At 59.3% G+C, this 20694-nt stretch carries 18 protein-coding genes; 11 read left to right on the plus strand and 7 right to left on the minus strand.

Features of this window, described 5'->3' with window-relative positions:
* Nucleotides 1–11: 11 nt before the first annotated feature.
* Together ruvX and ccmI are read right to left on the minus strand one after the other, a co-directional pair.
* A complete protein-coding gene (gene ruvX, locus ACR0MS_RS02185; RefSeq protein WP_480568467.1) occupies nt 12–476 on the minus strand; it encodes a Holliday junction resolvase RuvX in 465 nt (154 codons plus the stop codon).
* The gene (gene ccmI, locus ACR0MS_RS02190) at nt 473–1702 is read right to left on the minus strand and encodes a c-type cytochrome biogenesis protein CcmI (protein WP_480568471.1); all 1230 of its coding nucleotides are present in this window, start codon (nt 1700–1702) and stop codon (nt 473–475) included. Before ccmI ends, ruvX begins: the two co-directional genes overlap by 4 nt.
* A gap of 196 nt (nt 1703–1898) precedes the next feature.
* Here ccmI and ACR0MS_RS02195 point away from each other — a divergent pair, with 196 nt between their 5' ends.
* From ACR0MS_RS02195 to ACR0MS_RS02210, 4 genes are all read left to right on the plus strand, one after another.
* Nucleotides 1899–3143 carry a sarcosine oxidase subunit beta family protein gene (locus tag ACR0MS_RS02195; RefSeq protein WP_480568474.1) on the plus strand — a complete coding sequence of 415 codons (1245 nt, stop codon included), beginning with the start codon at nt 1899–1901 and terminating at the stop codon, nt 3141–3143.
* A gap of 76 nt (nt 3144–3219) precedes the next feature.
* Nucleotides 3220–3549: a sarcosine oxidase subunit delta gene (locus ACR0MS_RS02200; RefSeq protein ID WP_480568477.1), complete on the plus strand. Its 330-nt coding sequence runs from the start codon at nt 3220–3222 to the stop codon at nt 3547–3549.
* A gap of 43 nt (nt 3550–3592) precedes the next feature.
* The gene (locus ACR0MS_RS02205; RefSeq protein WP_480568480.1) at nt 3593–6622 is read left to right on the plus strand and encodes a sarcosine oxidase subunit alpha family protein; all 3030 of its coding nucleotides are present in this window, start codon (nt 3593–3595) and stop codon (nt 6620–6622) included.
* Entirely contained in the window at nt 6615–7181 is a 567-nt protein-coding gene (locus ACR0MS_RS02210; RefSeq protein WP_480568483.1) for a sarcosine oxidase subunit gamma, read from the plus strand. The genes ACR0MS_RS02205 and ACR0MS_RS02210 overlap by 8 nt, the downstream gene beginning before the upstream one ends.
* Before the next feature lie 38 nt (nt 7182–7219).
* On the opposite strand, the gene ACR0MS_RS02215 is transcribed toward ACR0MS_RS02210, so the two are convergent.
* Complete coding sequence (locus ACR0MS_RS02215) at nt 7220–7615, minus strand: hypothetical protein (RefSeq protein WP_480568485.1); 396 nt, start codon at nt 7613–7615, stop codon at nt 7220–7222.
* Nucleotides 7616–7717: 102 nt separating this feature from the next.
* Nucleotides 7718–8479 (minus strand): FkbM family methyltransferase, encoded by a 762-nt coding sequence (locus ACR0MS_RS02220; RefSeq protein ID WP_480568489.1) that lies wholly within the window; start codon nt 8477–8479, stop codon nt 7718–7720.
* Nucleotides 8480–8578: 99 nt separating this feature from the next.
* On the opposite strand from ACR0MS_RS02220, the gene ACR0MS_RS02225 reads away from it, so the two are divergent.
* From ACR0MS_RS02225 to ACR0MS_RS02240, 4 genes are all read left to right on the plus strand, one after another.
* Complete coding sequence (locus tag ACR0MS_RS02225) at nt 8579–9178, plus strand: superoxide dismutase (RefSeq protein ID WP_480568492.1); 600 nt, start codon at nt 8579–8581, stop codon at nt 9176–9178.
* 4 nt (nt 9179–9182) lie between these two features.
* Nucleotides 9183–9692, plus strand: coding sequence for a metallophosphoesterase (locus tag ACR0MS_RS02230; RefSeq protein ID WP_480568495.1), 510 nt, complete (start codon nt 9183–9185; stop codon nt 9690–9692).
* On the plus strand, nt 9693–10064 hold the full coding sequence (locus tag ACR0MS_RS02235; RefSeq protein WP_480568498.1) for a metallophosphoesterase: 372 nt from the start codon (nt 9693–9695) through the stop codon (nt 10062–10064). It begins immediately after the preceding gene.
* A gap of 214 nt (nt 10065–10278) precedes the next feature.
* Nucleotides 10279–10740 (plus strand): host attachment family protein, encoded by a 462-nt coding sequence (locus ACR0MS_RS02240; RefSeq protein WP_480568501.1) that lies wholly within the window; start codon nt 10279–10281, stop codon nt 10738–10740.
* A 43-nt stretch (nt 10741–10783) separates the two neighbouring features.
* Here ACR0MS_RS02240 and ACR0MS_RS02245 read toward each other — a convergent pair whose 3' ends face one another.
* Nucleotides 10784–11335: an LOG family protein gene (locus ACR0MS_RS02245; protein WP_480568504.1), complete on the minus strand. Its 552-nt coding sequence runs from the start codon at nt 11333–11335 to the stop codon at nt 10784–10786.
* Between the two features lie 123 nt (nt 11336–11458).
* On the opposite strand from ACR0MS_RS02245, the gene ACR0MS_RS02250 reads away from it, so the two are divergent.
* Both ACR0MS_RS02250 and ACR0MS_RS02255 read left to right on the plus strand, forming a co-directional pair.
* Nucleotides 11459–12808 carry a LysM peptidoglycan-binding domain-containing protein gene (locus ACR0MS_RS02250; RefSeq protein ID WP_480568507.1) on the plus strand — a complete coding sequence of 450 codons (1350 nt, stop codon included), beginning with the start codon at nt 11459–11461 and terminating at the stop codon, nt 12806–12808.
* A 78-nt stretch (nt 12809–12886) separates the two neighbouring features.
* Nucleotides 12887–14692, plus strand: coding sequence for an ABCB family ABC transporter ATP-binding protein/permease (locus tag ACR0MS_RS02255; RefSeq protein ID WP_480568510.1), 1806 nt, complete (start codon nt 12887–12889; stop codon nt 14690–14692).
* A 57-nt stretch (nt 14693–14749) separates the two neighbouring features.
* Here the strand turns inward: ACR0MS_RS02255 and ACR0MS_RS02260 are convergent, their stop codons facing one another.
* A complete protein-coding gene (locus tag ACR0MS_RS02260) occupies nt 14750–18538 on the minus strand; it encodes an efflux RND transporter permease subunit (RefSeq protein WP_480568514.1) in 3789 nt (1262 codons plus the stop codon).
* A complete protein-coding gene (locus ACR0MS_RS02265) occupies nt 18535–19767 on the minus strand; it encodes an efflux RND transporter periplasmic adaptor subunit (protein ID WP_480568517.1) in 1233 nt (410 codons plus the stop codon). The genes ACR0MS_RS02260 and ACR0MS_RS02265 overlap by 4 nt, the downstream gene beginning before the upstream one ends.
* Nucleotides 19768–19992: 225 nt before the next feature.
* Between ACR0MS_RS02265 and ACR0MS_RS02270 the strand changes: the two genes are divergently transcribed.
* Nucleotides 19993–20664: a hypothetical protein gene (locus tag ACR0MS_RS02270; RefSeq protein WP_480568520.1), complete on the plus strand. Its 672-nt coding sequence runs from the start codon at nt 19993–19995 to the stop codon at nt 20662–20664.
* Nucleotides 20665–20694: the final 30 nt, after the last annotated feature.

A 20694-nucleotide genomic window follows, 5' to 3' on the forward strand; every position in this document is an offset into this window, starting at 1 on the left:
GTTTCCCGATCCTAAAGAAAGCGCAGCCTGTCCAGCGCTCCTTGCAAGATATAACCGGCGGCGACGTGATCAATAACCTGTCCGCGACGTTTTCGTGTCGTATCCGCCTCTAACAGTGCTTTTTCTGCCGCAACTGTGCTGAGCCGTTCGTCCCAGAACCCGATAGGTATATCCGTCAGACGCGCCATGTTGCGCGCAAATGCACGTGTGGATTGGCAGCGCGGACCTTCTGTGCCGTCCATGTTCTTGGGCAGACCCAGCAAAAGCCCCCCGATTTCCCGATCTGCGATGAGTTCCAGCAGTCGAGCCGAATCCAGGGTGAATTTCTTTCGACGCACGGTTTCCAGAGGGCTGGCAACACCGCGCATTCGGTCGGACACCGCGACACCGATTGTTTTTTCCCCCAGATCAAGCCCCATAAGGGCGGTCATAGGGGGCAGCGACGCGGCAAAGTCTTCGAATACGTCGTGGATCATTGCGAAATTCCGGCGCGTTGAGAAGCAGCGGAAACTGTCTTCAACGCGTTTTCGTTTCCAGCGAATACAGTGAGGGATTCTTCATAGATGGCCGCCGCGCGTTCCCGATCTCCGACCACGCCGAGGGCATTGATCAATTGCGCCCATTCCTCGGGCGTGCCGCCCTCGGTGGCCAGTCGATCCGACAATTGGTCGATCATCCCGCGGATCATCTCCTGACGCTCTTCGGTGGACAGCTCTGCCGCCGCGTCGATATCGTCTTGGCTGGGTCCCGAAGGCGTTGACGCAGAAGGGATGTCCGGAGGATTGAAAACGCCTGCCCGAAATGCCAGATCATCCAGTTGCGCGCGAATGGCATCGGCCCAAGGTGCCCCCGCCGGGGCATCCCGCAGGGTGTCCACCCATATGCGGTAGGCGATATCCGGTCGTCCCAGCTGCGCCATCATTTGCCCCAAGTAATACTGCGCCGGGCCATGTCGGGGGTCGCGCGACAAGGCTTGTCTCAGCGCTTCTTCCGCCTCGGGCGAGACATATCCGTTTGCGGCCAGAATCATCATTTCGGCCAAGTGTGAATAGGCATCTGCTGAAACCGTCGGGCCAGACAGTTCAATGACACGCTCCTGCGCCCTGTAAGCCGCAGTAAAGTTACCCGCATTCGACTCGTGTTGCGCCAGAAGAACATGGCCCTGCAGGTCATCGGGTCGTTCGGCCACAGTATCGCGCAGACGTTGCAACAGGTTGGCATAGCTTTCGTCCAACTGTGGCTGAGGCGCAGATGGCAATTCCGCTTCGACCTCAGACTGGCTGGGCCGCTCTGCGCGCAAAACCTCGGCCCTCTCTATGCGCTGCGCCAAGGGTTGGTCGGGCAGACCGGCGGCACCGGTCCGCTGATACATCCATGCGCCACCACCAACCAGAACTGTCGCCACCACTAAAATCGCAGTGATCGTGACCCAGCGGGGTGCGCCGCTCTGGGTTGTCTGTTTTTGCATCTGTGCGTCTGCTGCCAGAATGCGTCGCGAAATTTCCGTGCGAATGCGTTCCGCGTCGGCCTGAGCAATCACACCTCTGGCGAGATCGCGGTCAACTCCGGCAAGCTGTTCGCGATAGACGCGCAGGTCGTATGCCGCGGCTGGCTCGCGCGTTTTTTGACCACGCAGCATCGAGTAGGCAAGAAGCAACGTGATCAGCAAAGCTGTCAGAATGATAAGGGCCCAGAAGGTCATTTTATCTCCAAGATCGCTGCCCTGACTTAGACCTCTGGACCGCCAGAAAAAAGGGACAAATGGCCGCGAGCCGACTTCATGTCGCAATAATGGGGGCTATGTCGCAATAGTGCGATATTACGGCGTTGCGTGGCAGGGGAATACTGTCGTTACGCGGCATATCTTCGTCCAATCACCGAACCGGATGGATTCGCCTATGAAACACTATTCAGCCTTTGCTGTAGCGCGCGAAGCGCTGCGCTATCACACCGGATGGGAGCGCGCGTGGCGCTCGCCCGAGCCCAAGAAGAAATACGACGTCATCATCGTTGGCGCGGGTGGCCACGGTCTGGCGACTGCGTATTATCTGGGAAAGAACTACGGCATCCAGAATGTGGCCGTGATCGAAAAGGGCTGGCTGGGCGGTGGCAACACCGGTCGGAACACGACCATCATCCGGTCGAACTATCTGCAGGACCCATCGGCGGCGCTGTATGAAAAGGCGCGCGGCTTGTATGAGGATCTGAGCCAGGATCTGAACTACAACATCATGTTCAGCCCTCGCGGAGTGATCATGCTGGCGCAGACCCAGCACGAGATTCGCGGCTATCAGCGCACGGCGCACGCGAACGCGTTGCAGGGCGTGAAGACTGAATGGATTGGTCCCGAGCGCGTCAAACAGCTGGTCCCGATCATCAATCTGGAAGGTCCACGCTATCCGGTTCTGGGCGGTCTGTGGCAGGAGCGCGGCGGCACTGCGCGCCACGATGCTGTTGCCTGGGGTTATGCCCGTGCGTGTTCGGCCATGGGCATGGACATCATCCAGCAATGCGAAGTCACCGGCGTGCGTCAGGACAATGGCCGCGTGGTTGGTGTCGATACCACCAAAGGTGCAATCGACTGCGACAAGCTGGGCATCGTGGTTGCGGGTCATTCCGGTCAGCTGGCTGAGATGGCGGGTTTCCATCTGCCGCTCGAGGCCGTTGCGCTGCAGGCCCTGGTTTCCGAGCCGATCAAACCCTGCATGGATGTGGTCGTGATGGCCAACACCGTGCATGGCTATATGTCGCAATCCGACAAGGGTGAGATGGTGATCGGCGGCGGTACTGACGCTTACAACAACTTCACCCAGCGCGGCTCGTTCCACCATATCGAAGAAACCGTCCGCGCTCTGGTCGAGACCTTCCCGATGATCTCGCGCCTGAAGATGCTGCGTCAGTGGGGTGGCATTGTGGACATGACCGGTGATCGCTCGCCCATCCTGTCTAAGACGCCGCTGCAGGGCTGTTTCATCAACGCGGGCTGGGGCACCGGGGGCTTCAAGGCCATTCCGGGCTCGGGCTGGGGCATGGCACAGCTGATGGCCACGGGTCACTCGCCGCTGACCGAAGCCTTCACGCTGGACCGCTTCAAAGAAGGTCGGTTCATCGACGAAAGCGTCGCCGCCGGGGTCGCACACTAAGGGCCTCGCCCAAAGGTGCCTCATTAAAGACATTTGGTTGGTCCCGTGCCAACCGACCGAAACGAAGGATGACCACATGCTGATCCTGAATTGCCCCTATTGCGGCGTTGACGCCGAAGAAACCGAACTGGCCGCTGGCGGCGAAGCGCATCTGAAGCGCTATGGCCCCGGCTCGTCGGATGATGAGTTCCACGACTATCTGTTCATGCGTGAAAACCCCAAAGGGGTTCACTTTGAACGCTGGCGTCACGCCAATGGCTGCGGCAAGTGGTTCCACGCCGCGCGCTGCACCAGCACGCTCGAAGTCTTCGGCACCTATTCGGCCCAAACCACCGAGCCGCCCAAAGAAATCCGCGAAGCGATCACCGCCAAGCGCCCCGGCTGGACCTGGAGAGAGTTCGAATGATCCGCCCAGCCACCCGTAATTCCGCCTGCGAAAGGTCCGCAACATGAGCACCCGTCTCGCAAATCAAGGCCGGCTGATTGACCGGTCGAAACAGGTCACATTCACCTTCAACGGCACCTCGATGCAGGGGTACGAGGGCGACACGCTTGCCTCGGCTCTGCTGGCCAATGATCAGATGATGATGGGCCGTTCGTTCAAATACCACCGTCCGCGCGGCGTTGTCGCCAGCGGCGCGGAAGAGCCGAACGCTCTGGTCGGTCTGGGGCAGGGCAACCGGTTCGAGCCGAACCAGCGCGCCACCACGACCGAGCTGTTCAACGGCCTGACCTCGATCTCGCAGAACCACTGGCCCAATCTGGACTTCGACATCGGCGCGATCAATACGCACCTGTCGCGCTTTCTGCCGGCCGGGTTTTATTACAAGACGTTCATCCATCCCAAACCGTTCTGGAAACACGTCTACGAGCCGATCATCCGCCAGTCTGCCGGTCTGGGCAAAGCGCCCGACAAGGACAATCGTGACGCCGACACCTATGAGCATTTCTATCACTTCACCGATGTTCTGGTGATCGGCGGCGGTGTCGCCGGTCTGCAAGCCGCGAAAGTGGCTGCGCAATCCGGTGCCAAAGTGATGCTGATCGAGCAGACCGCCCATTGGGGTGGCCGTGCGCCTGTCGATGGCGGCACCATTGACAACGCGCCTGTGGATAAGTTCGTGGAGAAATTGGTTTCCGAGCTTGAATCAATGGACAACGTCACTCTGCGCAATCGCTGCATGGGGGCGGGGGTCTATGACCACGGTTACGTGCTGGGGTACGAGCGTCTGACCGACCACACGCCGGGCACGCAAGGCCCGCGTCACCGCCTGTGGCGCATCCGCGCGAAACAGGTCGTGACCGCCACCGGCGCGATCGAGCGTCCGCTGTCTTTCGCGGGCAACGATGTGCCGGGCGTTATGCTGGCCTCGGCCATGCGCGATTACGTGGTGAACTGGGGCGTGACCCCGGGCGAGCGCGTGATCGTCGCCACCAACAACGATGACGCCTATCGCACTGCAATCATCCTGAAAAAAGCAGGCGTTGACGTGTTGCGCGTGGTCGATGCCCGAGAAGCGGCTGGTCCGCTGGCTGAAGAAGCCCGTCAACTGGGTATCCGCGTTGATCCCGGCAAGGCGATTGCCAAGGTCAAGGGCGGCAAGCGCGTCAAGAAAGTTGCCCTGTGCAATCAGGACGGCATCGGTGGTGCACGGGAAGAGGTCGAATGCGACGCGGTCGCCATGTCGGGCGGCTGGTCTCCGGTCGTGCACATGTGGTCGCATTGCGGTGGCAAGCTGATCTGGGATGACGCCAACGCGCATTTCCGCCCCGATCCGTCGCGGCCTCCGCTGGGGGCCGATGGCGAAGGGTTCGTGCTGGCGGCGGGGTCGTCCAACGGGCCGCTGGCGCTGGGTGACGTTCTGACCGACGCGGATGCGGCGGGTAAGGCGGCAGCCAAGGCAGCCGGGTTCGCGGCCAAGAAAGGCTCCGCGCCCGTGGGTGACGTCACGGCTGAGGCTCCGATGGCGGCGGTGTGGCTGATGCCGGCCAATGCCGACATCCAACTGCGCATGAAATCCTGGCTGGATTTCCAGAACGACGTCAAAGTGTCCGACGTCCAACTGGCGGCACGCGAAGGCTATGAAAGCGTCGAACACACCAAGCGGTATACCACGCTGGGGATGGCAACCGACCAAGGTAAGCTGAGCAACATCAACGGCTTGGCGATCCTTGCGGATGCGCTGGATTCGGAAATTCCAAAGGTTGGCACCACCACCTTCCGTCCGCCCTATACGCCCATCTCGCTGGCGTCGATCGGCGGCGAAGCGCGCGGTGAGGTGTTCCAGCCGATCCGTCAGACCCCGATGCACAACTGGCACGACAGCAATGGCGCTGATTGGGAACCGGTCGGCCATTGGCGTCGGACCTATGCCTATGTCCGTCCCGGTGAATCCGTGCATGACGCAGTCAATCGCGAGGTGAAGAACACCCGCGAGAACCTCGGCCTGCTGGACGCCTCGACGCTGGGTAAGCTGATCGTCAAAGGCCCCGATGCGGGTAAATTCCTGGACATGCTCTACACCAACATGATGTCCACGCTGAAGATCGGCAAATGCCGCTATGGTCTGATGTGTTCGGAAAACGGCTTCCTGATCGACGATGGTGTTGTCGCGCGGATCGACGAGGACACATGGCTGTGCCACACCACCACCGGCGGGGCCGAGCGTATCCATGGTCACATGGAAGAATGGCTGCAGACCGAGTGGTGGGACTGGAAAGTCTACGTCGCCAACGTGACCGAGCAATACGCTCAGGTTGCCGTGGTTGGCCCCAACGCCCGCAAGGTGCTGGACAAGCTGAACGCGCAAGCGGGCGGCGGCATGGATCTGTCGAAAGAGGCGCTGCCCTTCATGGAATGGCGTGACGGCAAGATCGGCGAGTTCGACGCACGCGCCTATCGCATCTCGTTCTCGGGCGAGCTGTCCTATGAGATCGCGGTTCCCGCATCTCAGGGTCAGGCGTTCTGGAACGCTCTGATCGATGCAGGGCAGGAATTCGGCGTGATGCCTTACGGCACCGAATGTCTGCACATCCTGCGGGCCGAAAAGGGCTTTATCATGATCGGGGACGAGACCGATGGCACGGTGATCCCGCAGGATCTGGGGCTGCACTGGGCGCTGTCGAAAAAGAAAGAGGACTATCTGGGCAAGCGCGCCCACACGCGCACCCATATGGCCGATCCCGAGCGCTGGAAACTGGTGGGGCTTGAGACTGTGGATGGTTCTGTCATTCCTGACGGTGCCTATGCAGTGGGCGAGGGCGTCAATGCCAACGGTCAGCGCAACATGATCGGGCGTGTGACCTCGACCTATTACTCGGCCAATTTGGGTAAAGGCATCGCCATGGGCCTGATCAAGCACGGCCCCGACCGGATGGGCGAGATTGTCGAGTTCCCGGGAACCGACGGCAAAACCTACAAAGCCAAGATCGTGGATCCGATCTTCTTCGACAAGGACGGGGAGAAGCAGAATGTCTGAACCCATCAGCGCACTGAACCACGCCAGCTATGACGGCATTGCCAAGGTCGCGGAATGCGGCCTGCAGGGGATGATCACCCTGCGCGGCGATCTGTCCGACAAGGTGCTGGCCAAGGCCGTCAAGGACGCCACCGGGCAGAAAGTGCCCGGTCAGCGCGAGGCATTCGTCAACGGGGACACCGGCGTCTGCTGGATGTCGTCTGACGAATTGCTGGTATTGGTGCCCTATGCCGAGGTGAACACCAAACTGGCCGCGATGACCGAAGCGTTGGGCGACACCCATTCGCTGGCGGTGAATGTCTCGGACGCACGGGCGGTGTTCAGCATCTCGGGCGCAAGTGCGCGCGAAGTGCTGGGTAAACTGGCCCCGGTCGAGCTGTCGGCCGAGGCGTTCCAACCCGGTCAGATCCGCCGTTCGCGTCTGGCGCAGGTGGCGGGCGCGTTCTGGATGGACGACGCGGAAACCTTCCGCGTGGTCTGCTTCCGTTCGGCTGCGGATTACGTGTTCAAACTGCTCAAGGTTGCCGCGCAACCGGGCAGTGAGGTCGGTGTATACTGATCACTAGTGTAAATTGCCCCGGTCTGACCGGGGCAATTTCAGCCTTGATAAACGTGGCAGATGCCGGATCCAAAAGGTTTATTCGCAGCGCCGACATGCGCAAAACTTGCGCGCACCCTTACACTGCTTTTTGTCAGGTCCAGGTTCGCCTGGTATTTCATGCGAAGGGTCTGACCTTCGCTGGAGCGCAGGGTAACATTCCAAAGCAAGCGATAGGTTTCCGGGTTTTTGGACTTCAGCTTGGCGTTGGTCCAATCGTGGTAGCTGCTTAGAACCTTGGCACCACCCGTATCGGGATCTATCTGAAAATAATACTCGGGTGGAATCCATCCGTGGCTATCGGGCCTTGTGATTTCACATTTGTATTCAACCGGATTTGCCCAAGCGGTTTGTGCAAGCAACAACCCTGCACAGGCCAGCAAAATAGTTTTCATAAACTCTTACTCACGTTCAATTAAAGTGCGATCAGATCGCCCTGAAACGTGCTGAGGTGCAACTCAATTTTCACCCTATGCGGGAATATGCCGCCAAAAATTCTACTTGGAGAGCAGAATTGTGTGGTACTTTGACAAACCGCTCGGGGACAGCAGATCGTCCTTGCTGATGGGTCGTTCCTGATCGTCACAGAGACGACCATAAAATGACAGGGCTTCAAGCAATTCAGCCGTTTTGTTCAACCTGTCTTTTTCGTCCAGAAGAGGCGCATGTAGCGACAAAAGAACTGTCGGGCGGTGCATTTCCAGCCATGACATCAAGGTTGGAAGCACAAAGAATTCCGCCCCTTCGATATCCATCTTGACCAGCGAGACGTCCGACAGGTCATTCACGGCCTCGAACTGGTCCCAGGCGATGGTCAGCGCGTCCGACCCATGCGCGCCGTCATGCAGCAGAGAACTGGTGGAATCGCCGGGCTCGCCCCGGACCGAGGCCATACGCGCAACACCGAACTGATCCGACAGCGCTACGCCAAAGGCAGAGACGTTGTGAATGTCGTTCAGGTCCAGATTCCATGCCAGATAGCGAAACGCGGTCGGGTCGGGCTCGAAACACCACACGTGCCGGGCACGACTCGCGCCATAGAGCACGGTCGGGCCAATCCACGCGCCAATATCCAGATAATCACGGTCCGGCGACAGGAACTTGTCCAACACAGAAAATGTTTCCGGCTCCCACATGCCGGACGAGGCTTTGCGCCAGAATTTCGAATGATAGGGGTCCAGACGGAACGGCTCACCGTTCAGGTTGCCTGCATAATACCCGCGGGCGCGGTAAAACATCTTGCGCGCCTGCGTCAGCATCGCGGACCTCCGGGTTTTCTTGTCTCTGCCCTTGACCTATCGGCGTAGCCAAAGCATTTAACCTTGGGAACCGCAACTTACATTTAACAGGGGGCCGACATGGCTTTTGAACTTCCTGATCTTCCTTATGCACATGACGCGCTGGCAGCCAAGGGTATGTCCGCGGAAACATTGGAATATCACCACGACTTGCACCACAAGGCCTATGTCGACAACGGCAACAAGCTGATCGCAGGCACCGAGTGGGACGGCAAGACGCTGGAAGAGATCATCGTTGGCACCTACGACGCCAACGCTGTCGCGCAGAACGGCATCTTCAACAACATCAGCCAGCTGTGGAACCACAACCAGTTCTGGGAGATGATGGGCCCCGGCGACACCGCCATGCCCGGTGAGCTGGAAAAGGCACTGACCGAGAGCTTCGGATCGGTTGACGAATTCAAATCGCAGTTTAGCGCCGCTGGTGCGGGTCAGTTCGGCTCGGGCTGGGCGTGGCTGGTCAAGAACGCGGACGGCTCGCTGGCTGTCACCAAAACCGAAAACGGCGTGAACCCGCTGTGCTTTGGTCAGACCGCGCTGCTGGGCTGTGACGTGTGGGAGCACAGCTACTACATCGACTTCCGCAACAAGCGTCCGGCTTACCTGTCGAACTTCCTCGACAATCTGGTGAATTGGGAAAACGTCGCATCGCGGATGTGATCGGTTGAACCGACGAAGAATTTTCAAAGGCCTGCTGGCGCTGAAGCGAGCAGGCCTTTTTCGATCCAGTTATCGTTATTTCATTGAACCGTCTCTGGGTCTGCGCGTCCGCAGATGGCACATACGGCGCGACGATTGGACGGCCAAACCGGTTCGGATTGCCATGGTTCCCGATCTGCATGCCGGAGAGCCTTTTGTCGGCCGCAGGCGGATCAGACAGATCGTCCGGCGCACAAACGCGATTGGCCCGGATATTATCCTGCTACTGGGTGACTTTGCGCGCGGGCACAAGTTTGAAACGCGCGAGGTCTATCCGGACGAACTGGCATCCATTCTGGCCGAGCTTGAAGCACCCCACGGCGTGCATGCCGTCTTGGGCAACCATGACTGGCGCGAAGACAATGCCGCGCGGGACCGCAAAGGCGGGCCTAACATCTATGCCGCAGCGCTTGAACGGAACGGGATACCCGTGCTGTCCAATGCAGCCATCAAGCTTGAGGACGCAGGGTTTTGATTGGCGGGGCTGGAAGATCAACGCGCGTTTCCTCTGGGGTGGGGGCAGTTTCAGGGGCTGGATGACTTGCCCGCGACCATGGCGCAGATCACTGATGAGGCTCCGGTTATCATGATGGCGCATGAGCCGGATGTGTTTCCCGACGTCACCGACCGGGTTGTCCTGACGGTGTCCGGCCACACGCACGGAGGGCAGGTGAACTTCTTCGGTTGGGCGCCTTACGTGCCGTCCCGGTTCGGCAATCGTTACGCCTATGGCCATACGCGCGAGAATGGTCGCGATTTGGTGGTTTCCGGCGGGATCGGATGCTCAGGGCTGCCGCTGCGGTTTGGCGTGACCCCGGAAATCACAGTGATTGAACTGTCGGCTTGACCCGGGCACGGGTGAAAACCTGCCGACGCGTCAACTTTTGGCACCCCCATCCATTGTAAGCGGCCCCGCGATACCTAGCTTATATTGTGCGGGAGGGAGAAATCCGCGCATTCAAAAAAGACCGGGCGGCGCGCCTTCAGCCATAGGCACGTGACAAAACAATTGTGCCCGGCGGACGAGGGATACCCAAAAGAAACCTTAACAGGAGACCAAGATGGTCGCACTTGCACAGGGAACATGGGTTATTATTGCAGACGGGGAAAAGGCGTTGTTCATGGAGAACATCACCGATGCCGAGGACCCCAATCTGGTTGTCCTTTCGGTCGAGGAACAGGACAGCCCGAAATCGAAACCAACCGACCGGGCCGGGCGTCGAAATGACAACGGTCCGAACCAGAAGTCAGCCGTTGAGGATGCAAGCTGGAAGACCCATGCCAAATCTCTGTTCGTGCAGGATCTGGCCAATCTGCTGAACCGCAAGGGGCTGAAAGGGGCCTTTAAACGCTTGGTGCTGGTGGCCAGCCCACACGTGCTTGGCCTGTTGCGCCGCCGGCTGCACAGCGAGGTTTTAGCCAAGGTCGTGGCCGAGGTGGACAAGACGCTGACCAATCATCCCATGCACAAGGTCGAAAAGGTTCTGACGCACCGGTTGAAACCCGCTGCGCGCCCGGCCTGATCCATCTGTCGGGCGGCGCAGGCCGCCCGATCCCACCTTCTTTTCAGCTTAGTTTCTCACGCAACACGGACATCGCCGTCTCAGCGTCATCCACCCATGTGATGAAAGCGCCGAGCGATGCATCGGCAAAGCCCTGATCAATCACCTGATCCAGCAGCTTGTGCAAAGCATCCCAATATCCATCCACGTTCATAACCAGAATGGGCTTGTCATGCAGGCCCAGTTGCCGCCATGTCAGCGCCTCGAACAGTTCGTCCAGCGACCCCGGACCACCGGGTAGAACAACGACGGCGTCCGCGTTCATGATCATGACCTTCTTGCGCTCGTGCATCGTTTCGGTGACCACGAAACGCGTCAGGTCAGTTTTACCAACTTCACGCTGTAGCAGGTGCACAGGGATAACGCCGAACGTGTCCCCTCCGGCGGCTTGTGCAGCGCGCGCCACTTCACCCATCAGACCTACATCCCCGGCGCCGTAGACCAGCCTCCAGCCTTCGTTTGCAAGCAGCTGGCCGAATGTGCGGGCGGCGTCGGAATAGGCAGAGTTCACACCATTGCGTGACCCGCAATACACACAGACGGATTTCTGGGACATAAGGGCGCTTCTCCGGGGTTGTATCTGGGGTTTTGACCCCTGATAGCGAGATTGATAGATTGGCTCAACCGTCTGGCAGAATGCGTTGCTGTAAAACCATTTGCGCGGCGGAGTGAAAGGAAAATGATGGACGCGAAGTCGGAAAGCGAAAGCTCGGGCCCGTACACCTGGGTTGTGATTGTCGGTATACTGGTTCTGGTCGGCGCTGGCGGTGCGTATTGGTCCGGTGTTTTTGACGGCCCATCCGAAGACGCCGCGAGCGAAACGGAAGTGGCCGCACAAGCTCCGGTCGCAGTCGCCGAAGACGAGCCTTCGACCGAAGCCGAGGCTCCGACGGAAGCCGAGACCGCGTCGACCGAGCCGCAGCAGACAGAACCTTCTGTCGACCAGCCACAAACGACTGAGGCGACCGCGGACCAAGCCCAGCCCGAAGCAACGGAGAACGATGCGCAGCCTGAGGTCGCTGCAGAAGCTACGCCGCCAACTCTGGACCAGATTTTTGTAGAGCCGGACGGTAATGCGGTCTTGTCCGGAAACGCCGAGCCGGGTGCCGAAATTCGCGTTCTTCTGGATGGTGAGGCCGTCCACAGTTTCACGGTGGATGGCAGCGGACAGTTCGCGGAATTCGTGATAATCCCGTTTTCCAACGCGGCGCGTGGCCTGACACTGGAAACGGATGCGGGCGAAGGGCCACTGCGGTCGGATGACTACCTCATCGCGGCACTGCCTGAACCGCAAGTGGACACGCCTGCGCCGGAACCGTCAGAGAATGTGGAAACACAGACCGAAATTGCGCAGGAGTCGAACTCTGAGACTGACGAGCCCGCGCCGACCGAGACCGCCGAGGCATCCCTTGAACCAGAGGCTGAGCAGACGGAGCAAACCGCTGATGCTGCGCCTGAAGTTGTTCAAAACCAGCAGGTTACTGTTTTACGTTCAGGTCAGGATGGCGTGGAGCTGGTACAGCCCCCGGCGTCTCAGGCAGGAGAGGCCAAGCAGGTCGCGCTGGATACGATCGGGTATTCGGATGAAGGTGAGGTTGAGCTGACAGGCCGTGTTCCGGACGGGTCCGTTGTGCGGCTGTACTTGAACAACCGCCTTGTCGCGGATTTACCGCCTGCGGATGATGGCAAGTGGCGCAGTGAGCTTGAGGGCGTTGATCCCGGCGTCTACACGCTGCGCGTGGATGAAGTCGGTTCTGACGGGACCGTCGTCAGTCGCCTTGAGACACCGTTCAAGCGTGAGCCGCTGGAGGTCTTGCGCGCAAGTGATGCGTCGGAAGGCTCTGCCGAGCAACCGGCTACGGCCGCGATCCGGTCGGTTACGGTGCAAGAGGGCGACACCCTCTGGGCCATTTCACGCGAGCGGTATGGCGACGGTATTCTTTACGTGCGCCTGTTCGACGCCAACCGGGACGCGATCCGCGATCCGGATCTGATCTATCCCGGACAGGTCTTCACCATTCCGGAATAAACCTGTACCTCTGGCCCTCTTGGGTCGGGGGTCTATCTCTGACCGCAGTATTGGTACGTGATGAGACGAGCAGCCCCTATGCATCCTGATGATATGTCCGAGATCGACGAACAACGATCCGGTTGGCGCACGATCCGCAAAGTTGCGCCCTATCTTTGGCCCGATGATGAGCCATGGGTAAAGCGACGCGTTGTGTTGGCAATGGGGATGCTGGTGCTGGCAAAGCTCATCGCGGTCTACACACCGATTCTCTACAAGGGCGCGGTTGACGGTCTGGCGGGCGAGGGAGTGCCTCCGCTGGCGCTGGGCGCGGTTGGCCTGACCGTTGCCTACGGCGTGGCCAGAATGATGACCGTCGGCTTTCAGCAACTCCGGGATGCGGCCTTTGCACCTGTCGGGCAACGCGCGCTGCGGGCCTTGGCGCTTGAGACGTTTGGGCACATTCACCAGCTTTCGATGCGCTATCACGTCTCGCGCCGGACCGGGGGCCTCAGCCGGATTATCGAGCGGGGGGTGAAGGGCGTTGAGTTTCTGCTGCGGTTTCTGCTGTTTTCGATTGGCCCTCTGATCCTTGAACTGCTGCTGGTGGCCGTCATCCTGATGTGGCTGTTCGATGTCTGGTATCTTGTGGTCGTGGCCGTCACCATCGCGCTGTATATCTGGTTTACATTCGCAGTGACCGAGTGGCGCGTGAAGCTGCGCCGCGAGATGAACGATCAGGATACCGAGGCCAACCAGCGCGCTATCGACAGCCTGCTGAACTTTGAAACGGTCAAGTATTTCAACGCGGAAGCGCGCGAAGCTGAACGCTATGATGTTTCAATGAAGGCGTATGCGGGTGCTGCGCTCAAGACGGCGTATTCGCTGGCTTTCCTGAATTTCGGTCAGTCTTTCCTGATCACCTGCGGCCTGATCGGTGTCATGGTTCTGGCGGCCATCGGGGTGCAAAATGGTACGTTGACCGTTGGTGATTTCGTTATGGTCAACGCCTATATGATCCAGATTACCGTACCTTTGAACTTTCTGGGCACGGTCTACCGGGAAATCCGTCAGGCCCTGGTTGATATGGGCCAGATGTTCGACCTGCTGGAGCAGCCGGCCGAAGTCACGGACAAACCCGACGCGCCGGATCTTGTGATTGCGGGGGGTGAGGTGACGCTGGAGGATGTCCGCTTCGGTTACGACGCGGATCGGGAAATCCTGAAGGGGGTTTCTCTGACCGTTCCGGCCGGTCAAACGGTTGCGATTGTCGGGGCGACGGGGTCCGGCAAGTCCACCATTGGTCGCTTGCTGTTCCGGTTCTATGACGTGACCGGCGGTGCGCTGAAGATTGACGGGCAAGATGTGCGCGATGTGTCCCAAAACAGTTTGCACGCGGCCATTGGCGTCGTGCCGCAGGATACCGTGCTGTTCAATGACACCATTGGCTATAACATTGCTTACGGTCGTGACGGTGCCACGCAAGAGGATATCGAGGCAGCAGCCAAGGCCGCGCAGATCCATGACTTCATCATCACTTTGCCGGAGGGCTATGACACCAAGGTTGGTGAACGCGGCTTGAAACTGTCAGGTGGTGAGAAGCAGCGCGTCGGGATCGCGCGGACGTTGCTCAAGAACCCGCCGATCCTGCTGCTGGACGAGGCGACATCGGCGCTGGATACAGATACAGAACAGGACATCAAGGACGCCCTGGCGCGGGCAGGTGAGGGGCGCACCGTCATTACGATCGCTCACCGTCTTAGCACCATTGCCGAGGCGGATCGCATTGTCGTTCTGGAACGCGGTGAGATCATCGAACAAGGCACACATGACGAGCTGCTGGATCAAAGCGGACGCTATGCTCAATTGTGGAATCGTCAGCAAAACGATTTAGAAGCCGCATAGCCTTGTTTGCTGGGGTGCAGATGCAAAAAGGGGCCGGTTTGACCGGCCCCTTCTAATTCATTCGGCTGCTTTGAGAGGTGAACCGGGCGGCACATCCGATGTGCGGTCCGTTTCGGGCTCTGCCGTCCATGGCTCGTCGGTCCAGATCACCTCGGTGGCTTGCGCCTGACGCGCCGCTTTCCCAATTGCCATATCCTGCGCGACCTGACTGGATCGACCCGCAGTTGCGCGTGCCAGAAGTTTGCCCAACCAGATCGTATAGGTCGACACCCATACACGCAGCGCCAGGAAAGAAGGCGTCACGATCAGGGTTAGAACGGTTGCAATGCCAAGCCCGAACACCACCGCCGTTGCCAGCTGCTTCCACCACAAGGCGGTGGGGCTGTTGATGGAATAGCCGCCGTTTATGAAGTCGAGCGAAAGGCCGAACATCATGGGCGTCAGGCCAGCCATCGTGGTCAGAGTGGTCAGAAGGACCGGACGAATACGTGCTTCGGCCGTGCGCACGATCGCTTCAATGCGCGGCATGTAGCGGCTGTATTCCTGATAGGTGTCAATCAGGACGATATTGTTGTTCACCACAATTCCCGCGAGGGCCACGATCCCCGTTCCGGTCATGATGATCGAAAACGGCTGTTGCATGACCAGCATCCCGATCAGGACCCCGGTGGTCGAAAGAACAACCGCCAACAGGACGAGAACGGAATTGTAGAACGAGTTGAACTGCGCCAACAGGATGACAAACATCAGGCCCAAGGCCCCGGCAAATGCGTTCATGAGGAACGCACCGGATTCTTCCTGATCTTCCTGATCACCGGTCCATTCCCAGCTGACTGCGCTGCCAAGCGGATCGGTCTCAAGCCATTCTGTCAGGACGGCGATCCGTTCATTGGGATTGATTGGCGCGATACGTGCGTCGCCCGAGGCGATCTGCGCCCTTACCTCTTCGGCATCCAAGGCACCGGTTGTCACCACAACTTCGTATTCCGAGCCGTTTGGCCCAGTGACAGTTGCCCCCTCGGGCGTCGCGTCGTCGGTCAGCTCTCTGACGACCGCCACGCGTTCCTCCGACCCATCAGAGGCTTCAACGGTCACCTTGCTCAGGCCGGGTTCTACATCAGCTTTAACGTCGTAATACCGCTGCTGGTTCACGCGGTCGATCTGGGCCAGTTTCGCCACGGGCTTGCGGGTGACGAAGTTCGACAAAGGCACAAGTCCATCCGGCGTTCGGACCTTGAGGGTATCCAGAGTCGAAAGGACGCGGTCTTCGTCGGGCAGGCGAACGCGGATTTCAATCTCTTCATCCACGTTTTCCGGGCGCATTTCCCCCAGCAAAAGCCCACGGGTCACAAGCTGAACCATAGCACCGACCGTAGCGACGTCAGCGCCAAAGCGACCCGCCTTGGCCACATCCACGTCAATCTGCCAATCAATGCCGGGCAGGGGCAGCGTGTCTTCTATCTTGATCAGGCCGGGGGTGCCGTCAAAAACCTCGCGCGCGGCCAGAGTAGCTGCGGTCAGCTCTTCCCAGCCATCGCCCTTGATGCGCAGATGCACAGGTTTGGCAGAGGCCGGACCTTGGGACAGCGGCAGAATCTCAACGATGATGCCTGGAATCTCGGCAAGTTGCACATTCAGCTGATCCAGCACGAAGTCACCGTCATAGTCCGGTGCAACAGTTTGCCGATCGACCAGCCCACCAAGGATGGGTTCGGACACGTTCGGCCGATCTTCCCATGGAATGATTTCGAACTGGACGCGACCAACCGTGTCAGCGGGCGCTTGTGCGCCGCCATTATTCTGGCTTAGGCCACCTTCGCCCGCGAAGGAAAATACATTGATGACCGCAGGGTGCGCGCTGATGATTTCTTCGGCGGCCAGCACCATCTCGTCTTTTTCCGCCAGTGAGATGTTGCCGCGCGCCCTGACGTAAGCCGTTGCCTGCTCGGGCTCATTCTCGACGAAAAACTCTACGCCGCGGTTGTTGCTGCCATAGATGGACATGACGGTCACAACCGCAAATCCAACGGCGACGATAGACACGATCGGCATGATCGGATTGCCTACGAGGAACTTGATCACGTGGCCAAACGGCGTGTGTTCGCGGACCGTATGCACATGCTGATCCGGGGTACGCTCGATCTTGGCCGCGCTCAGCGTCACGGACCCGGCAAACGCACCAAGGATAAACAAAAATGCGCCAAAGATCATTCCGCCCGGTGTGCCCGCAGGCAGCAGATAGGCCGGGTTCAGAACCTGCATGGCGCCCAGGAAAATCATGTAAAGCGAGGGGGGCACCATCACGGCACGCAGCCACCACGGGGTACGCGCTTTCAGCCATTCGGAAGAGTGGTCGAAGACACGGCTTAGCCGCCCGGATACACCGCCCATGACGGGTAGATAGATCAGAGCCACGATCAGCGAAGCCGACAGAACGAAGATCAGCGTGACGGGCAGCATCCCCATGAATTCGCCCGGAACACCGGGCCAGAACAGCATCGGGAGAAAGGCACAGAGCGTTGTCGCCGTGGACGACACGATTGGCCAGAACATCCGCTGCGCCGCCTCGACATAGGCGTGCATCGGGCCAACACCTTCCTTGATGCGCTTGTCGGCGTATTCAACCACAACAATTGCACCGTCGACCAGCATACCCACAGCAAGGATCAGGCCGAACATCACGATGTTGGAAATACTGACCCCCATCACGGCGAGGAAGGCAAAGCACAGCAGGAACGACGTCGGGATAGCGAAGCCCACCAGCAGCGCCGCGCGCGTGCCCAGTGAGGCCAGAACGACGATCATCACCAGTGCAATGGCTGTCAGGACCGAACCTTCAAGCTGGCTGACCATCGAGCCGACGATGCGGCTTTGATCGTTTGATGTACCCAGTTCGATGGCGGCCTGCATCTCGGGCGGCCATTTGGCCTGCGCTGCGGCAATGGTCGTTTTGACGGCCTCGACCGTGTCGATCAGGTTGTAACCTTTGCGCTTGACCACTTGCAGGGCAATTGTGGGCTCGCCGTTAAAACGTGCCGTGCCCTCGCGATCTTCGAAGGTATAGTTGATCTGCGCCAGCTCTCCCATCGTGACGACCCGGTCACCATTGACCTTGACCGGCAGGTCATAGACGTCTTGAGCGGTTTTGAAGGATGAGGGGATCTTGACCGAGAATGTCCCTTGCTCGGTCTCGACTTCACCCGCTGCGATAAGCTGGTTGTTGTTTTGGACGACGTTGATCAGCTCGGCCGCGGTGACGTTGTACGCCTCGAGCCGGAGCGGGTCGATGATAACCTCAAGCAATTCGTCGCGGTTGCCTGCAATCCCGGCCTCAAGCACCGAATCCAGCGATTCAAGCTCGTCCTGCAAGTCCTTGGCAACGCGGGCCATTGTGCGTTCCGGCACAGCTCCGGTCAGGTTGACGATGACGATCGGGAATTCCGAGAAGTTGATCTCGAACAGCGAATACTGTTCTGCGCCCTCGGGGAATTCGGCCTGCGCGCTGTTCATGGCATCGCGCACGTCGGCCATGATTGCGGTTTTGTCCCAGCCAAAATCGAATTCCAGCGCGACCCCTGCATAGCCTTCCGAGGCCGTGGACGTCATTTCCTTTAGGCCGTCCAGATCGGCCAGTTCGGTCTCCATCGGTTTGACCAGAAGGTTTTCGGAATCTTCAGCCGAAATGCCGGGGAACTGAACCGAGACGAACAGGGCAGGGATTTCAATGTCGGGCTCGCCCTCTTTGGGCAAATTGACATAGGCAAACCCGCCCACAACAAGCGAGATGGCGATAAAGGCCAGAACCATCCGCGCCCGGCCAGCAGCCCAACTGACGATTCCGGTCATTTTGCAGCTTCCCGATAGGTGGGCTTAACGCTTACGCCACTTGTCACGAATTCCTGTCCGATGACGATTATGTCAACGGTTTCAGGGAGGCCGCCGACCCATACGCCATCCGACGTGTCACGCAGAAGTACGACAGGAAAGAAATCAGCGACGTTGCCTTGCCCGACTGTCCGCACACCAACCTGACCTTCTTTATTGAGCGTCAGGGCAGATTGCGGCAGCAGATGCGCCTTGGCACCTTCGGCAGAAATGCGGATGTCTGCGGTTTGCCCGTCCCGGATGGCAAGATCGGGGTTCGGCACCGTGATCTCAACTTCGAAAGTCCGGGTTGTTTCATCGGCGGACCGGCTCAGGAAGGTCACGCGCCCGGCAACTTGCAGACCAGTGACCAGTTGGGCCGAGGCTTCGGAGCCAACGATGACACGGTTGACCTCGGCCTCGGGCACAAAGCCCACCAGCTTGATCGGATCAAGCTGAATAACGGTTGCGCAAAGCGACCCGGGTTGCATCAGGCTGCCCAACTCGGCCGTGTCGCTTTCCAGCAGGCCCTTGAAGGGGGCTTCGATCGTCTGGCGGTCAATCTCGCGCTCGGCGGCGGCGACCTCGGCGGTTGCGGCTTCAATCCCTGCACGCGTGGCTTCCAACCCGGCTTCCGCTGTCTTTACACCGGCCTCGGCGCTGCGCATAGCCGCCTGGCTGGATATCCTGCGCGTTTCCGAGCCGAACCCGGTTTCCGACAGTTTCTGCGCAGCCGTCAGGTTGATTTGAGCCTCGGCGACCAAGGCATGTGCTTCTTCAAGGCGCGCTTCAGCTTCGGGGATGCGGCTTTCGGCCTCAAGCTTGCCTGCCATTGCTTCGGCAAGGCTGGCGGGGCGGGTGCCGGGATCCAACTCGCACAGCAGGTCGCCCGATTCTACAAAGGTTCCTTTGCGCTTTGGTTCCGAAATGACCGTTGACGTTGTTTCAGCAAGGACTTCGACCTGCCGGTTGGCTTTGGTCTGGCCGCGCAGCAATACGGCGCTGTCAATCTCGCGCGCAGCCGAGCGAACGGCCACCACTCCGATGGCATTTCGATTCTCGGATGCTGTGCCCTCCGATTCATCCGCAGAGGACGGGCTGGCCTCAGCTTCTGCCCGACCAGCAAACGCAAATAGGGTATCGCGTTCAAACACAAGCAGGAATAGTGCAACGACCACCAGCACTGCGTTTACGATTGAAATCAAACGCATTCAGAATTTCTCCCCAAATTCTTCGCCCGGATTTCTATGGCGCCTAAACATAAATGTGGGGCGCATTATGTATCTTTTCCACACTGAACTGAATAGTTCGGTTTATTTTTTTACGCAAGCGGGGTTCACCCCATCTTTAACGCCCAAAATCCCACCCTTGGCTTGGCAAGGACGCCGGGGTATGACATTGCGCCATACAGAATTGAAATAGCCCGGAGCGCAGGGATGAGCGACGTCGACAGTTTTATTGATGAGGTGACCGAAGAGGTGCGCCGAGACCGTCTGTTTCTGCTGTTGCGTCGGTGGGGATGGGTTGGTGTGCTGGCGGTTGTCCTGATTGTTGGCGGCGCTGCATTCAATGAAATCCGCAAGGCACGCGCGACGTCGCAGGCTGAAAATCTGGGTGATGCGATTCTTTCGGCGCTGGCTCAGAACGACTCGGCTGAACGGGCTGGCAGCCTTGAAAGCGTCCCGGCGACGTCACCGGGGGGCGACGCGGTGGTAGACATGCTGCTGTCCGCGTCCCAAACCGAGGCCGGTTCGGTGGACGAGGCTGTGAACAGTCTGAATGCCATCGCGGTACAGGGTGAGCTGCCCGAGATTTATCGCGCGATCGCGACCTTCAAGGCATTGCTGCTGCAAAGCGACACCCTGCCAGCGGCAGACCGGCGTCAGCAGTTCGAGGCTCTGGCCGCGCCCGGCGCTCCGCTTAGGTTGCTGGCACAAGAGCAACTGGCCCTTATCGACGTATCCGAAGGAAATATCGACGCCGCCATCGAAAGATTGCAGGCATTGCGGCAGGATGCCGAGATTGGCGTTGACCTTCAGCAGCGTGCTGCCCAGTTGATCGTGGCACTGGGGGGTGAACCCGAACCGTTGGTAGCCCGGCAGGGATAATCCGCAGCGTAACGAATAATGGCAGGCGAG

The sequence above is a fragment of the Ruegeria sp. CJ2 genome (genome assembly GCF_056536745.1).

Bases quoted from the DNA above. Each gene is read 5' to 3' on its own strand.
- ruvX (WP_480568467.1), bottom strand. From the start codon at position 476: ATGATCCACGACGTATTCGAAGACTTTGCCGCGTCGCTGCCCCCTATG.
- ccmI (WP_480568471.1), bottom strand. From the start codon at position 1,702: ATGACCTTCTGGGCCCTTATCATTCTGACAGCTTTGCTGATCACGTTG.
- ACR0MS_RS02195 (WP_480568474.1), top strand. From the start codon at position 1,899: ATGAAACACTATTCAGCCTTTGCTGTAGCGCGCGAAGCGCTGCGCTAT.
- ACR0MS_RS02200 (WP_480568477.1), top strand. From the start codon at position 3,220: ATGCTGATCCTGAATTGCCCCTATTGCGGCGTTGACGCCGAAGAAACC.
- ACR0MS_RS02205 (WP_480568480.1), top strand. From the start codon at position 3,593: ATGAGCACCCGTCTCGCAAATCAAGGCCGGCTGATTGACCGGTCGAAA.
- ACR0MS_RS02210 (WP_480568483.1), top strand. From the start codon at position 6,615: ATGTCTGAACCCATCAGCGCACTGAACCACGCCAGCTATGACGGCATT.
- ACR0MS_RS02215 (WP_480568485.1), bottom strand. From the start codon at position 7,615: ATGAAAACTATTTTGCTGGCCTGTGCAGGGTTGTTGCTTGCACAAACC.
- ACR0MS_RS02220 (WP_480568489.1), bottom strand. From the start codon at position 8,479: ATGCTGACGCAGGCGCGCAAGATGTTTTACCGCGCCCGCGGGTATTAT.
- ACR0MS_RS02225 (WP_480568492.1), top strand. From the start codon at position 8,579: ATGGCTTTTGAACTTCCTGATCTTCCTTATGCACATGACGCGCTGGCA.
- ACR0MS_RS02240 (WP_480568501.1), top strand. From the start codon at position 10,279: ATGGTCGCACTTGCACAGGGAACATGGGTTATTATTGCAGACGGGGAA.
- ACR0MS_RS02245 (WP_480568504.1), bottom strand. From the start codon at position 11,335: ATGTCCCAGAAATCCGTCTGTGTGTATTGCGGGTCACGCAATGGTGTG.
- ACR0MS_RS02250 (WP_480568507.1), top strand. From the start codon at position 11,459: ATGATGGACGCGAAGTCGGAAAGCGAAAGCTCGGGCCCGTACACCTGG.
- ACR0MS_RS02255 (WP_480568510.1), top strand. From the start codon at position 12,887: ATGCATCCTGATGATATGTCCGAGATCGACGAACAACGATCCGGTTGG.
- ACR0MS_RS02260 (WP_480568514.1), bottom strand. From the start codon at position 18,538: ATGACCGGAATCGTCAGTTGGGCTGCTGGCCGGGCGCGGATGGTTCTG.
- ACR0MS_RS02265 (WP_480568517.1), bottom strand. From the start codon at position 19,767: ATGCGTTTGATTTCAATCGTAAACGCAGTGCTGGTGGTCGTTGCACTA.
- ACR0MS_RS02270 (WP_480568520.1), top strand. From the start codon at position 19,993: ATGAGCGACGTCGACAGTTTTATTGATGAGGTGACCGAAGAGGTGCGC.